The sequence below is a fragment of the Vibrio sp. V38_P2S17PM301 genome, from assembly GCF_009904845.1.
In the GTDB taxonomy this organism is placed as follows: Bacteria; Pseudomonadota; Gammaproteobacteria; order Enterobacterales; family Vibrionaceae; genus Vibrio; species Vibrio proteolyticus.
This window is the reverse complement of the sequence record NZ_WXWO01000066.1, coordinates 1-14,514: the sequence shown is the minus strand read 5'-3', so window position 1 is coordinate 14,514 and position 14,514 is coordinate 1. Positions and strand designations below refer to the sequence as shown.

12 protein-coding genes are annotated in these 14,514 nt (G+C 49.4%); 6 read left to right on the top strand and 6 right to left on the bottom strand.

Translation table 11 applies throughout. The features are described 5' to 3' along the window. Positions 1-129 precede the first annotated feature (129 nt). The 5 genes from CAG64_RS14900 (at position 130) to CAG64_RS14880 (ending at position 6,215) form a co-directional block, all read left to right on the top strand. Positions 130-900, top strand: coding sequence for an ABC transporter ATP-binding protein (locus CAG64_RS14900; RefSeq protein WP_021704128.1), 771 nt, complete (start codon positions 130-132; stop codon positions 898-900). Positions 901-989: 89 nt separating this feature from the next. Then, positions 990-1,760: an ABC transporter substrate-binding protein gene (locus tag CAG64_RS14895; RefSeq protein ID WP_021704127.1), complete on the top strand. Its 771-nt coding sequence runs from the start codon at positions 990-992 to the stop codon at positions 1,758-1,760. 91 nt (positions 1,761-1,851) lie between these two features. Then, a complete protein-coding gene (locus CAG64_RS14890) occupies positions 1,852-2,592 on the top strand; it encodes an ABC transporter permease (RefSeq protein WP_021704126.1) in 741 nt (246 codons plus the stop codon). A gap of 2 nt (positions 2,593-2,594) precedes the next feature. Next, positions 2,595-3,272 (top strand): ABC transporter permease, encoded by a 678-nt coding sequence (locus CAG64_RS14885; protein ID WP_021704125.1) that lies wholly within the window; start codon positions 2,595-2,597, stop codon positions 3,270-3,272. A gap of 144 nt (positions 3,273-3,416) precedes the next feature. Continuing rightward, positions 3,417-6,215 (top strand): ImpA family metalloprotease, encoded by a 2,799-nt coding sequence (locus CAG64_RS14880; RefSeq protein WP_161447770.1) that lies wholly within the window; start codon positions 3,417-3,419, stop codon positions 6,213-6,215. 35 nt (positions 6,216-6,250) lie between these two features. Here the strand turns inward: CAG64_RS14880 and xthA are convergent, their stop codons facing one another. Then, a complete protein-coding gene (gene xthA, locus CAG64_RS14875; protein ID WP_021704123.1) occupies positions 6,251-7,057 on the bottom strand; it encodes an exodeoxyribonuclease III in 807 nt (268 codons plus the stop codon). Between the two features lie 238 nt (positions 7,058-7,295). On the opposite strand from xthA, the gene CAG64_RS14870 reads away from it, so the two are divergent. Then, positions 7,296-9,413, top strand: a complete 2,118-nt coding sequence (locus CAG64_RS14870; RefSeq protein WP_161447768.1) for a methyl-accepting chemotaxis protein — start codon at positions 7,296-7,298, stop codon at positions 9,411-9,413. A gap of 41 nt (positions 9,414-9,454) precedes the next feature. On the opposite strand, the gene CAG64_RS14865 is transcribed toward CAG64_RS14870, so the two are convergent. Genes CAG64_RS14865 through dinG form a run of 5 tightly spaced genes read right to left on the bottom strand, consistent with a single transcriptional unit; the run spans position 9,455 to position 14,217 of the window. Then, positions 9,455-10,600 (bottom strand): ribosomal protein uL16 3-hydroxylase, encoded by a 1,146-nt coding sequence (locus tag CAG64_RS14865; protein WP_161447766.1) that lies wholly within the window; start codon positions 10,598-10,600, stop codon positions 9,455-9,457. A gap of 3 nt (positions 10,601-10,603) precedes the next feature. Next, positions 10,604-10,768 (bottom strand): pleiotropic regulatory protein RsmS, encoded by a 165-nt coding sequence (rsmS, locus tag CAG64_RS14860; protein ID WP_021704120.1) that lies wholly within the window; start codon positions 10,766-10,768, stop codon positions 10,604-10,606. Positions 10,769-10,770: 2 nt separating this feature from the next. Continuing rightward, positions 10,771-11,319 carry a primosomal replication protein PriC gene (priC, locus tag CAG64_RS14855; RefSeq protein ID WP_040902268.1) on the bottom strand — a complete coding sequence of 183 codons (549 nt, stop codon included), beginning with the start codon at positions 11,317-11,319 and terminating at the stop codon, positions 10,771-10,773. Next, the gene (locus CAG64_RS14850) at positions 11,316-12,095 is read right to left on the bottom strand and encodes a sulfite exporter TauE/SafE family protein (RefSeq protein ID WP_161447764.1); all 780 of its coding nucleotides are present in this window, start codon (positions 12,093-12,095) and stop codon (positions 11,316-11,318) included. The genes priC and CAG64_RS14850 overlap by 4 nt, the downstream gene beginning before the upstream one ends. Positions 12,096-12,141: 46 nt before the next feature. Further along, positions 12,142-14,217 (bottom strand): ATP-dependent DNA helicase DinG, encoded by a 2,076-nt coding sequence (dinG, locus tag CAG64_RS14845; RefSeq protein WP_161488891.1) that lies wholly within the window; start codon positions 14,215-14,217, stop codon positions 12,142-12,144. Positions 14,218-14,514: the final 297 nt, after the last annotated feature.

Genomic DNA, 14,514 nt, shown 5'->3' with positions numbered 1-14,514 from the left:
ATATCAAGTGGCATAGTATCCAGAAATGACAGGTTAATAATTTGTTGCGTAATTCTTTTTTGGGTGCTAGTTTGTAGCGAAATGCAGGTGGGAACTGCATAAAAACTGCATACAGGGAGTAATAGCGCAATGAATGATGTACCAGCGCTGAATATTAAGGATCTGCACAAAACCTTCGGTCAAAACGAAGTCCTGAAAGGCATCTCACTGGAAGCTCATAAAGGTGATGTCATTTCCATCATCGGCTCTTCCGGTTCAGGTAAAAGCACCTTCCTTCGTTGTATCAATCTACTCGAAACACCTACCGCAGGTGAGATCTGGGTAAACGGTGAGTTGATTCAGATGAAAAACAACCGTTCCGGTGAATCTGTTCCTGCTAATGAAAAACAAGTTCAACGCATCCGTTCGCGTCTGGCGATGGTTTTTCAGGGATTTAACCTCTGGTCGCACATGACCGTGTTGGAGAACGTCATTGAAGCTCCGGTTCACGTGTTAGGTGTGCCTAAAAAAGAAGCGATTGAAAAAGCGGAAGTGTTGTTGAAGAAAGTCGGTCTTTACGAGCGTAAAGACTACTATCCTGGACATTTGTCCGGCGGTCAGCAACAGCGTGCGGCGATTGCTCGCGCATTGGCGGTTGACCCAGAGGTGATGTTGTTTGACGAACCAACCTCGGCACTCGATCCTGAGTTGGTGGGTGAAGTCTTGGGCGTGATGAGAGATTTGGCAGAAGAAGGGCGTACCATGCTGGTGGTTACACATGAGATGGCCTTTGCCCGTGATGTGTCTAACCACGTCATGTTCTTGCATCAAGGACTGGTGGAAGAGCAGGGCGATCCAGCGAGATTGTTCACAAATCCTGAATCTCAACGACTGCAACAGTTTATTTCGTCTATCTATTAAATAGACCTTTTCAGCTGCGCGTGTTCTCAAGGCGTGCCGCAAATACACAACATGAATAAACAAAAAATTACAATCACAGGAGTATGGAAATGAAAAAGTGGTTACTTGTTGCAGCACTCGCTGCTACTGCATCAACCGGTGTCGTTCAGGCGAAAGAATGGAAAACAGTTCGCTTCGGTATTGAAGGTGCTTACCCTCCATTTAGCTGGACTGAAGCGGATGGTTCGCTGAAAGGATTTGATGTCGACATGGCGAACGCGCTGTGTAAAGAGATGCAAGTGGAATGTAAGATCGTTCCCCAGGATTGGGACGGCATTATTCCTTCACTGCTGGCTCGTAAATACGATGCCATTATTGCCGCGATGTCGATCACCGAAGAGCGTAAGAAGAAAGTCGACTTTACTGGAAAGTATGCGCAGATTCCGAACAAGTTCATCGCGAAAAAAGGTGCTAATCTGAATTTCGATAACTTGGATGGCGTAAAAATTGGTGTTCAGCGTGCTACGACGCACGATAAATACCTGACAGATAACTATGGTGAAAAAGTTGAAATCGTACGTTATGGCTCATTCGATGAAGCGTATCTGGATCTGGCTAATGGCCGTATCGCAGCGGTTTTGGGTGATGCATCTGCACTGGAAGAAGGCGTGCTGAACAAAGCTGGCGGTGAAGGCTACGAGTTCGTTGGTCCTTCGTTGACGGATCCTAAGTGGTTTGGTGAAGGCATGGGTATCGCTGTTCGTAAACAGGATAAAGACCTGACTCAGAAACTGGATGCTGCCATTCTTTCCCTGCGTGAAAAAGGCATCTATCAGGATATCGCAGCGAAATACTTTAACTACGACGTATACGGCAAATAAGCCGTAACGTGATCCCGGCTGCTGGTTTCTGTTCCTAGAGGTATCCGGCAGCTGGTTTCAAGTTTTGAGTTTAGGGATCAGGAACTCACCTATGCTGAATTTACAGGGATATGAAGCCTCTATCCTCAAAGGGGCCGTTCTGACGATAGAAGTTGCTGTTCTGTCGCTACTGCTTGCTATGATACTCGGTATGCTCGGCGCGCTGGCGAAATTGGCGCCGTATCGCTGGGCACGAGCTATCGCCACTCTTTACACCACCATTATTCGCGGTATTCCCGATCTGGTTTTGATGATGCTTATCTTCTTCGGCGGCCAGATCATGTTAAACAACAGTTTGTACGCTGTGAATGAATGGCTCAACAACTGGTTTACAGCCAGTGACCCGAATCACGAGTGGGTCTCCTACCTGCCTGACTACATTGATGTCAGCCCGTTCATCGCGGGTATTCTGACCATCGGCTTTATTTTTGGAGCTTACATGGCGGAAACCTTCCGTGGCGCGATCATGGCTGTTGATAAGGGCGAGCTGGAGGCGGCAAAAGCCTATGGCATGAGCTCAGCACTTGCGTTTCGTCGCATTCTGTTGCCACAAATGATTCGTCACGCGCTTCCGGGGTTCGGTAACAACTGGTTGGTGCTGCTCAAAACGACGGCGCTGGTATCGATTATCGGTCTGGAAGACATGGTTCGTATGAGTTCTTTGGCTGCGGGATCCACCAAAATGCCCTTTACTTTTTACATGGCGGTGGCGTTGATCTTCCTCTTCTTTACCAGTGTTTCAACCGGTTTGCTGAAATTGGTTGAGCGCAAGTTCAGTATTCACGCGAGGTAGATATGGATTTTTCTCTGATTGTCGATAGTTTTCCTATCTACCTGAGCGGTTTGTGGACCACAGTTTGGTTGGTTGCATTGGCCTTGGTCATCGGTTTATGCGTGGCGATTCCATTGGCCATCGCCCGAAACAGCCCCAACTATTTTTTTAACGGGCCGTCCTGGGCGTTCATTTACTTTTTCCGTGGTACACCGCTTTTGGTGCAGTTGTATCTGATTTACTACGGTATGGATCAGTTTTTTCCGGTCAAAGACACCTTGTGGGAGAATGCCTGGTTCTGTGCTTTGGTTGCGTTTGTACTGAATACTTCTGCGTATACGGCGGAAATCATTCGGGGCGCGATCAATGGGTTGCCGAAAGGTGAAGTGGAAGCGGCAAAAGCCTATGGGATGAGCACATTTAAAACTTATCAGCGTGTGGTACTGCCAAGTGCGTTGCGTCGTGCGTTGCCAGCTTACAGTAATGAAGTGATCTTCATGCTGCATGGCAGCGCGGTAGCGGGCATCATTACCATCATGGATCTGACCGGGGCTGCTCGATTGGTGAATTCACGCTATTACGCGCCATTTGAATCCTTCCTCACGGCGGGTATGTTTTATATGTGTCTGACGTTTATTATTTTGTGGTGTTTCAAATACGCTGAAAAACGTTTCCTGGCCTATTTGAGGCCGAGAAGTTAAGCGCAAAAAAGCCGATACACCGTTGTGTATCGGCTTTTTTATTGGAAGCGGGGTGGCATTATTGAGTCAGAGTTTTCTGATAACTTGAGTATTGCACTTTGTTTCGTAGACTCGCAGTATTTTGCATTAACTTGAAGTGTGACCATGCTGCGACGTTTTATTTTCCTCATAATCGGTGTGTTGCTGTTTGGCTGCGGTGGATCCGATGGCTCTGACAGTAAAAGCGACCAAGGTAGCGCCACCACCATCACTCCATCGGGCGACGATGGGTCTCAATCGGAAGCGGATGCGAGTCCTTTACCGGACTCACAATCCCGGCTTGAACAGGCGCTGTCTTCGGGCCATGCCTTACTGGTCGCAGATCCCAACCAATTCATTCAGGAAAGCCGGCGCTATGTCGCGGAGCTGGCTGTAGAGTATGACGCCATCAAAGCACAGTTATCTGGAGTATCGGATGGTCAGTCGCTTGATGGCTTGTACTGGGATCCAACCCATGATGCGGCGTTGCTACAGGCTCAATTTGGCTTCAATACGCCCATCTTGATGACCAACAAAGCCATGGTCAGTGGCTACGACGACCAGAAAATGACGCTGGGCGTGGCAGGAGAGCAGTCCTCCGCGCGCTACGCCGTGTTAGGCAGTAACCCGTTTCGCACTAGTTTTATGTCGCCATCCAGTGTCAACGAACCCATGCACCAATGGCTGGACAATCTGATTGGCTGGCTGACGCAATCAACGTCCGGCAACAAGATGCGAGTGGTGCTGGCGCAGCTGGATCAATCTTATTACTTCAAAGACGAACAAGGCACAAGAGCATGGCTGGACGCTCGCTATCCTGGTCAAGTCAGCTACAACGAGCAGGACGCATGCGATGGTCAGGCTTTGGCGGCCTGTTTGAGCGCTGACCCGGATTTATTGATCCTTTCGCAGCATTCGACGGCTGGCGCCAGTGCACAGGTGGTAACCAGTGCGGTAAAAGAGGCCATGGCGCGAGGCATTCCGGTGTTGTACCTGCATCTGAACGGGCACATGGACCCGCTGGGTGAGGCGTTATTTGAGCTTTTGCATGTGCGTTATGTTGGGGACAATTATTGGCGAAAACTGGGTGTTGATGGCTGGGATGCGACAACACTGAATGGCTACTTACCAGAAGATATTCAGGCTCAGCAGACGCTGCTAGCGCGTTTCGAGTCCGGTGACTTTGGTGTCGACCTGTCTCAATGTGACGATAAAACTTGCGCCGCAGCGTCGCAGATGGATGGGCAGTTTTATCAGGCAGTAACGTCAATCCAGCAGCAGTTAATGGCGCTGGATCGTCAGAACATCGATCTGTTTGCTTCTGAGGATTATCGCTACGAGAAACTGTTGTTGCTGCTGGCAGATCATTATCGTCATCATGTCCGTTTTCCGATGGATAAGCTCACCAGTGCGGACGCTGACTTCTTACGAGCTTACTTCGCTGACTATACGCAGTACTACTCACGTGACGTCAATCCGGCACAACCTGATCTGGGCAACTTTGGTCGCAGTACCTTTCCTAATGTGGCACGCATCACTCAGGAGGTGACGCTTAATGCCAAGCGCAATTTTCGTGCAGCAGGCGTGTATGCTTTTCCGGGGGAAACTGTGGTGGTGACACGACTGGATGATAGCCCGGTCGCCACCGCGGTGGCATTCAATACTCTCAGAAGCGGCGCGACACATGAATTTTCCGACCAGGGGTACAAACGACCCAAGTTTCTTACGTCGCCGCAGTTCCCGTTAGAGCCAGGCCAAAGCATTCGCCTCACGTCAGCGTACGGTGGGCCGCTTCAGGTGCATTTTGATGACAATGACCATTCTGTCCGTTTACGCTTTGAAAACATCGGACTGCATCCAATCTGGCGTGGCAGCGAAGACAATCAAACGTTTATCGACGCGCTGAATGCAGACCAATACGACTGGGCTGAGTTGATCACCGCAGGTTTTGAAGTCCATTCGACGGCAAATAAAATGAAAGAATCGCTCAATGCGGTTACCTGGCCGACGCCAGCGGACATGGCGATGGCGACCGAACGCTATGTCAGTAACTTGCCTCATGCTCTGGCAGGCTTCCAAGGTCCGGGAATTGATAACATCAGTGACATTTACGATTTCGGTCAGGCCCAAGGCTGGCAAATAGACACCATAGATATGGTGAAACACATGAACGCCGATCAGGCTAACTGTGGTTATGGCTGTTCAGGAAATCCTTACGATGCGTATTGGGCATTTAACCCGGTGGGGCATGGTGATTTGCACGAACTGGGCCACGGTCTGGAAAAAAGCCGCTTCCGCTTTGAAGGCTGGGAAGGGCACGCCAGTACCAACTTCTACTCTTACTACAGCAAATCGCGTTTCTATCAGGAAACAGGTCAGGATCCGGATTGTCAGTCTCTCGACTTCAAGGCGTTGTTTGAGTTGTTGCAGAGCAGTCGCAACCAACCGGATCCACAAACGTTTATGCAGCAACAAAATTTGACTGGTTGGAGCTGGGGCGCGCGTATTTATATTCAGATGATGATGTCAGCGCAATCGCAGCATGTCGTCAGCAATGGCTGGCACTTGCTGGGGCGTCTGCACTTGCTAGAACGCGAGTTTAATCGTCTTGATAACTCGGTTGAGGTGTGGAACAGCGGCCGGGCAAGTATCGGCTTTGCTCAGTACACGCTGGACGAAGCCAAAGCGATGAGTCGCAACGATTGGCTGCTGGTGGCACTGTCTAAGGTGGCCACACGCGACATGACCGCTTACCTCGAAATGTGGGGTTTTGCTTTTAGTGATAAAGCGAAACTGCAGGTCAGCAGTAATGGGTATGCTGCTATGCCGTTGCAGTTTTTTGCCACATCCGAGACGGGATATTGCACCACGGAGTTCGCAACACGTCCGGTCAATGTTGATGGTATCGCTCAGTGGCCTTTGTAAGGTTCATAAAGGGAGGCTTATGCCTCCCTTTGTTTTTAGCGAAAGACTGACCAGATCGGAGCGTGATCTGAGGGCTTTTCGATACCACGCAACTCATAATCGATACCCGCTTCCTGACATTTTGCCGCCAGTGATGGCGTTGCGAGGATCACATCAATACGCAGACCGCGGTTATCGTCAAAGCCTCTGGAACGATAATCGAACCACGAGAACTGATCGTCGACGCCTGGGTGCAGTTTACGGAAGGTGTCTTCAAATCCCCAGTCAAGCAAGGTTTTCAGCCATTCACGCTCTTCCGGTTGGAACGAACATTTGCCGGTTTTGAGCCAGCGCAAACGGTTTGGTTCACCAATGCCGATATCGAGATCGATCGGGCTGATGTTGATGTCACCCATGACGATTACCTGCTCATCCTGAGTATGGAAACCATTGAGGTAGGTCATCAGATCTTTGTAGAACTGGCGTTTATAAGGGAATTTGGTTTCATGGCTGATGTTGTCGCCCTGCGGGAAGTAACCGTTCAATACGGTGACTTTTTCGCCTTGTTCATTGAGAAACGTCGCCATGATCATGCGTTTTTGATGTTCTTCGTTATCGGTCGGGAACCCTTTACGTACTTCGATTGGCTCCTGCTTACACAACATGGCAACACCGTAATGTGCTTTCTGACCATGAAAGTAGACTTTGTAGCCCATCGCTTCAACCGCTTCAAGCGGGAACGCTTCGTCGTGAACCTTGATTTCCTGCAATCCGATCACATCCGGCTGGTGTTTATCTATCAGAGCCTGTAACTGATGCAGGCGTGCACGCAGGCCATTGATGTTGAAACTGATAACTTTCATTTTCTATCCTTTTGTACGCTTTGTTTCGATGGTAACACAGAAGCTCGACTTGAAAATATTCCCCTGAGCTTCGTCGCGGACGTTTTAAACACTTAATTGATGTTTAACATTTTTATAAACTTTCGATTGATATAAAAAAACAATGTGGTCTAATTTATAAACAATGCAAATTGCCGGTGTAGAACCTAAACACTGGTAAAGCGCTTTCAGATCATTTAGTTTGCGATAAGGATGTTGTATGCGAACGCTTTCAGTACAGTGGAAAATCACGCTATTGGCAGGATGCTGCCTGTTACTGACTTCTCTCTCTTTGGTCGGATTTTCCGTTTATAACGCCGTCACGAATCAACAAATCATTAAAAAACAGAGCTCGGCTTCGGTGGCAGAGAAATCCAGTCAGTTACTTGAAACTCGGGCTCTGCTCAATGCAACCGAGGTAACGGAATATTTAAATGAAGCGATTTACCGCTCAGAAATGTTGGCGGCCAATGCTCTGTTTACCAAAACCAATAGTGAAGAAAACTTTGGTGCCAGTGAAGATTTGCGCACGGCCTTAGACGAAATGGTTCGTAAATCTGTGATCAACTTTGAGTCGATTCGTGGCGCCTATCTGGTGTTTAAACCTCAGATGCTGGATGGGGAAGACAACAACTATGAAAATGCAGATTACGTCGGTTCAAACGAAGCGGGTCGATTTGCTGCATACTGGCAGCAGTCGGTTGATGGTGAGAATGTCTTACCTCATGTCCTGTCTGAACAAGCGATCAACGACGCCGCCAACAGCGAGCGCTTTTTCTGTCCTGTATCGACTGGCGATACCTGCGTGTCTACTCCCCGTTTGGTGGAAAGTGAGCAAGGCACGGTGCTGACGGCATCGATCTCTGTACCGATTTCCATTGATGACACGCCGATAGGCTTTTTTGGTATTGATCTGAATCTTAACGGACTGTCATCGGTGGCCAGCGCCTCTGACACCAGTCTGTTTGCGGGACAGGGACAAGTTTACATTGTCAGTTTGAGCGGTGCACTGATTGCCAGTGATAATTCAGCGTTGAAAGCGGGTGACCCTTTCAGCAGTAAATCGCTTCCCTCAGACAAGCTTACCGATTTGTTGTTTGGTGGGGAGGTGGCCAGTTTTTGGAGTGAGGATCGGCGCTGGCTGACCGTCTTTGCACCGATCAAAGTGGCAAACCAAACCTGGGGAGTCATTTTCCAGATGCCGGACAGCAGCGTCCTGGCGGATGCCAACTCTCTGGATGCGACCATCAGCCAGCAAGTTGCTGGTGGTGTGCAAACCGAGTTAATTGTGGGAGGTGTACTGGTATTGCTGGGGTTAACGGTCATCACTTTGTTGGCCATACGTATTGTCAGACCCATTCGTGAAGTGGTTCGCCGCCTGGAAGACATCGCGTCCGGTGAAGGGGATCTGACCCAACGCCTGGAAACCCATTCAGGGGATGAAATCGGTCAATTGGCGCAGGGATTCAATCGATTTTTAGATAAGTTACAGGGCACGATACGCCAAGTGGTCGACAGCACGCACCAAGTGGCGGCGATCTCTGAGCAATCTAAAGTAGCCGCACAGCAAACGCGCAGTAGCAGTGAGGCTCAGTTTAAAGAAGTTGACATGGTGGCCACTGCCGCCGAAGAGATGACCCAAACCGCGGGCTTGGTTGTCAGCAATGCGGAAGTGGCCGTTGAAGCGGCGGAATCCGCTCAGCAGTCTGCGGACACCGGTCAACAAGTGATTGGCCGTTCGCAGCAGGAGATGGTGAATCTGGTCGAGCGCATGACCCGAGCAGTCCCCATCGTCGAAGAGCTGGCGGCAAACAACGCGAACATTACCGATATTCTGGCGGTGATTGAAGGCGTTTCAGAACAAACGAATTTATTGGCTCTGAACGCGGCAATTGAAGCTGCGCGAGCGGGCGACCAAGGTCGGGGATTCGCCGTCGTGGCGGATGAGGTACGCAGCCTGGCCAGCCGGACTCAGGATTCGGTGGGGGAAATTCGCGACGTGATCGATAAAGTACAACGCGGAACTCGCGATGTGGTGGAGGCGATCCAAGAAGGCAATCTGCTGGCGAATCAGTCCGCGAGTCAGGTGAATGACGCAGTGGCTGAGTTGGAACGCATTCTGCGATCTATCGCTTCCATTCATGATATGAACAGTCAGATTGTTAAAGCGGCAGAAGAGCAACAAGCCGTCAGCAGTGAAGTGAATCAAAGTGTGGCTAACATCCGTGAACTCAGCGCTACGATTTTGGATCAGGCGGGAGAGTCTGAGAGCGTCGGGGCAGAGATCAGTCAGATGTCGGAACGCCAGCAGAGTCTGGTGTCACAATTCAAAGTTTAGATCTGCGATGTAAAAAAGGAGCCTTAAGGCTCCTTTTTCAATCAATATTCTGGAAAGTACCAGAATCCTTTATTGACTAACTGAGTCAGCAATTGAAACGTTTCGAGTGACTGATGGCTCTCCAGATCGTCCAGAGTCACACTGTCCTCATTGCACAAATGTTGTAGCAGCGGTGCCTGGTCGTCAGTAACATGAAAGACTTCGCCATTAATAAAGGCCGTCAGAGGCTCGTTTTCATGATAGAGCGCGCGAAGCCCGGAGACTTTGTACAGCGCGTCGCCTGCATACAGGTTGCTCTGGATTTGTTCTTCAAGATACGGCTCTTCTGGCTCTACCACATCCAACTGATGACGAGACTGACTGAGCATACAGCCCATGAAATGACGAACTGTCTCCGGCGAGCGCAATGCAGCATTTAGCATGGTATCCAGTTGCGCCAGATCCGTCTGGCTGATAGCGCCGTGCGCCTGACGTGCCTGCAACTCGGGGTTGTGCAGGTGGGCATCACCCATATCGTGCGCCAGTACATAGTCGGCGAAATTACTCAACAGCTCTTGTTCTTTGGGTGAACGGAACCCAACCGAATAGCTCATGGACGCTTCCAGCGTTTGGCCTTCATGTGGGTAACCGGGTGGAATGTAAATAATGTCGCCCGGTTCGAGCACATCATCAATCACGGCATCAAACCCTTCGATTTGACGCAGCGCATCTGTGCGGCATTGTTCCTGGTATTGCCCTTCGTCCAGCGCTCCTACTCTCCAGCGACGTTTGCCTTGGCCCTGGATAATAAATACATCGTATTGATCAATATGTGGGCCGACACCGCCACCGGGTGCTGAGTAACACACCATGACGTCATCAAACAACCATTGAGGCATGGCTTTGAATGGCTCAACGAGTTGAGCGGCGCCCGGATGCCAGTGGTTGGCGGCCTGTACAATGAGTTGCCAGTGGCTCTCGCCCAACTGAGTCAATTTTTCTTCGTCAAATGGGCCGTGTTCCGCACTCCACTGACCATCGAGATTAGAAACAAAGCGAGAATCGATTTCTTCTTCCATGGTCAGGCCAGCCAGTTCATCCGGACTGATGGGATCGACGAAGTCTGCAAATCCGCCTCGGATAACGACGGGTTTTTTTTGCCAGTACTGGCTCAGGAATTGGTCTAGAGAAAAACTAAGTTGGAGCATAATTTATGAGCTTCTTTCAGCGAGTTGGTTTTCCAAATCCGATTTAACGATGTCGAGCGCTTTCAGCGCAACTTCAGGATCGATTTGGTTAGATTCGAGCAAATAGATAAGATCAACCGCCAGTTTGACTTCTTCTGGCGCGTTTTCCAGTGAATTAGGGTCTGACATGACTACTGATGCTTCTCCCGGTAGGTGATCTGTTTTTCCAGTTTAACTTTCGCTTCCTGGCATCGTTTCAGACGTTGTTCTGTGGCAAGTAACGCCTTTTGCACTTCGTGCTGTTGGAACGAAGGTGCGGTGCTTAACGCACGTTCCTTTTCTCGAACCATATCAATCAGTCGCCGTTCCCATTCCTGATGCTGAGCCAAATCTTGGTATAGCTCATTTATCGGTTTGCGGAAATGATGGTGATGTCGAGGCGCGTTTTTGCGGATGTTTTGTGTTGAGAGCTCACGCTGAATGGCGCTGATCTGAGCGAGTAAGTGCTCGGTCAGATATTCGGCGCGTCCGGCGGTTAGCATACCGGCCTGCTCTTCTCGCAAAATCGTATCGAAGGTTGACTTCGCTTCTTCTGCGCATGGCACCAACAGACGGCCTTTGCAACGAAACAGGCGCTCGTCAAACAGTGGTTGATACTGTTCGCCGCGCTGGCGATCCAGTTGCGCGGCATCCAGTGCCAGTTGTGTCAGCGTGCTGCTTAACTGTTCAAATTTGCTCATATATTTACGAACCACGCATCATAAGCGAGTTTGACGGCAAGGATGCTGACGACGCTGACGAAGATTGGACGGATAAACTTGGCTCCGAAACGAATCGCAGAATGTGCACCGACAAACGCGCCAGCCATCAGGCAAATGCCCATGGTCAGGCCCAGCACCCAGTCTATATGACCAAGAATGGCAAAAGTAATCAGAGAGGTAAAGTTGCTGGTAAAGTTCATCGCTTTGGCAACGCCGGATGCCAACAGAATGTTCAGACGATAGAGGGCCATGGAACTGACCGTCCAGAAGGCGCCCGTCCCAGGTCCGGCCATCCCATCGTAGAAACCTAAAATCAGCCCCTGGCCATACTGTTTTTTGTGGAACTTACCGCAAGGCGGTGGGGTGGCATTATGGCTGACCGACGGCGTTTTGTGCCAAATGGTGTAAATCGCCGCTGCCAGAATAATCAATGGCAGAACTTTTTCTAACCAGTCGGTGCTGATCATGTCAACAAACAGGGTGCCGAGCGCCGCCCCGATCAAGGTAGCAATAAAAGCTCGAAACCAACATTTTGGCTTAAACAGCTTTTTGCGATAATAGGTGAATGCAGCCGTGGAGGAGGCAAACGTCGCGGCCAGTTTGTTAGTACCCAGTGCGATATGAGGTGGCAACCCCAAAGAGAGCAGGGCAGGTACAGTCAGCATGCCTCCGCCTCCGGCTACGGCATCAATAAAGCCGGCCAGGAATGCTACAAGCGCTAAAACGATGAGCAAGCTCGGCTCAATTAATTCCATAAATCTCTTTTAATCTGAGGCATCACGGCATCGATACGCGATGTGGTTAGTATTCGATAGTTCGCTTAAAAGGCGGCAAAGAGTCTAGCAGAGCTTTGCCGTAGCGTTTCGTAATGATTCGTCGGTCAAGGATGACGACTCTACCAGAATCGCGCTCCTTACGCAGCAGACGACCTACGGATTGTATCAGCTTTTTGCTCGCTTCCGGGACGGTGATCTGCATAAACGGGTTGCCGCCCCGAGCTTCGATGTACTCAGAGTGTGCTTGTTCAACGGGTGAAGTTGGAACGGCAAAGGGGATTTTAGTAATGATCAGGTTCTCCAGCAATTCTCCTGGAAGATCTAATCCTTCAGAAAAACTGCCTGTTCCAAATAAAATACTGGTTTTTTGACATTGAACCAGCGTTTTATGTTTATTTAGAATTTCTGTTCGGGACGAAGTGCCTTGTATTTGTAGAGACCAGCCCCTTTTAACGAATTCTGTTGATAGCGCATCGGCTACCTGATTCATCTGCCAATAGGAAGCAAACAACACAAGGTTGGCCCCACGGTCTTTAATCAGATCGGGCAGTATTTCCACCAGATAGTCGGTAAACTGTGGTGCCTGAGGTTCGTATTTGAGCTTCGGCAGATACAGTTCTCCCTGATTTTGATAATCAAACGGTGAGGCCAGAGCCAGAAAACGGGTTCCATACTCTTCTTTTTGGCTGATTCCGGCTTGATGACAAAAGTAGCTGAATGAATTGAGCGCTCGCATCGTTGCCGAGAGCAATATCGCTCCCACGCAGCGACTCCAAAGCTGTTGATCGAGCTGCCATCCTATTTCCAAAGGGGACACGTTGACGATAAAATCGCCTTCGCGATCGGGGCTCAGTTCAAGCCAGCGCGCCAACGGGGCGCCTTTTTCCCGTTTAGGCTCTGCCATTAATTTCCAGACCTGAGAAAGGTTATCCATACGCTGAATGTAAAAGCCCAGTTCAGCCAATGCGGGCTCGGCCAGACGATTCGCTAACTCACCATCTTTTACCCGTTCCGCTATCAGATCGGCAATTTTTGCTACTGCCTGTGCGCCTTTTTGAGAGTACCGTTTTAGTTCTTGTGCTTCTTTTTCCAGCCAGTCGGGAAGATCGCCGTTTTCAAAGCGATAAATCTTATCTTCAAAATGAGTGGGGTCGAACTGACGAGCCAACTGACTGAGCGATGGAATTAAAACTTGTGCTGAGTCCTGAACTTCACTCAAAAACCGGTTAACTCGTTTCGCGTCAGCCAGGCCGGCGAATTTCGATACCGTTTGATTCAGTCGTTCCAGCCAGGCCGAAGCGCCTTTCAGGCTGGCTGCTGCAGAGGCGTGGTCACGAGCTACATGTGGCAGATGATGAGCTTCATCAAACACATAAATGGTATTTTCCGGTTCAGGTAGTATCACCCCACCACCTAAATCACAATCCGCCATCACCAAACTGTGATTGGCAATAATAACGTCGTTTTTATCCAGTTCAGAACGCGCTTTTTGGAACGGGCAGCCACGATGGGCTGGCATACTGTTATTACAACTGTGTTTATCACTGACGATCAGTTGCCAGAGTTCATCCGGAATGGGCTTTGGCCAAGAGTCTCGGTCGCCGTCCCATTTTCCCTGAGCCAGGCTGCGATACATCGTCTCAAGTAACTCAATGTCTTTCTTTTTGGGTTTGGTTTCAAACATGGCCATTTGACCACCATCGACACCGCTGGCGGTCGCGAGTTTTTCGGCACAACAGTAACGTTGACGTCCTTTGGCAAGAATGAATGAAAACTCTTTATCGGTGAGGCGACGATAGAGGGGCAAATCCTTGTTGACCAGCTGTTCTTGTAAAGCAACGGTGGCCGTAGAAATGACCACTTTGCGATTGTTGAACAAGGCTACGGGGATTGCAGCCATTAAATAGGACAGGGATTTACCGATGCCGGTTCCGGCTTCAGCCACCAATATGCGATTTGACTTGTGATACTCACCACATAACGTCTTGGCGATTTCCGCCACCAGATAATTCTGAGCGCGACGAGGTACAAAGTTATCCAGCTGCTCTTTGAGGTTCTGATAGCTGTGGTGAATGTTTTTTTGAATGTTACTGGTTAGCATATTGTGACCTACGTTACGGAGCCGCGATGTTAGCACAAATTGCTAAACAGTACTTAGTTCACGAAATGGAATTCTTTTCGACTAAAGGTCGATCTCGTTCACAAAAAAAAGCTGAACTATCATGTTCTTGGAATAATTTCGAAATATAAAAAATATAAAACTCCAAAAACATATAACGAGTGGATTTTTATTCTTTAAATTGATGATTAGTTTGTTATTTTCTGGGTCTTTATTCTGTTTGTATGAGGTTTTGTTAACGTTTCATTGCGTTGCAAATTGGCTCGATATTGCTCGAAA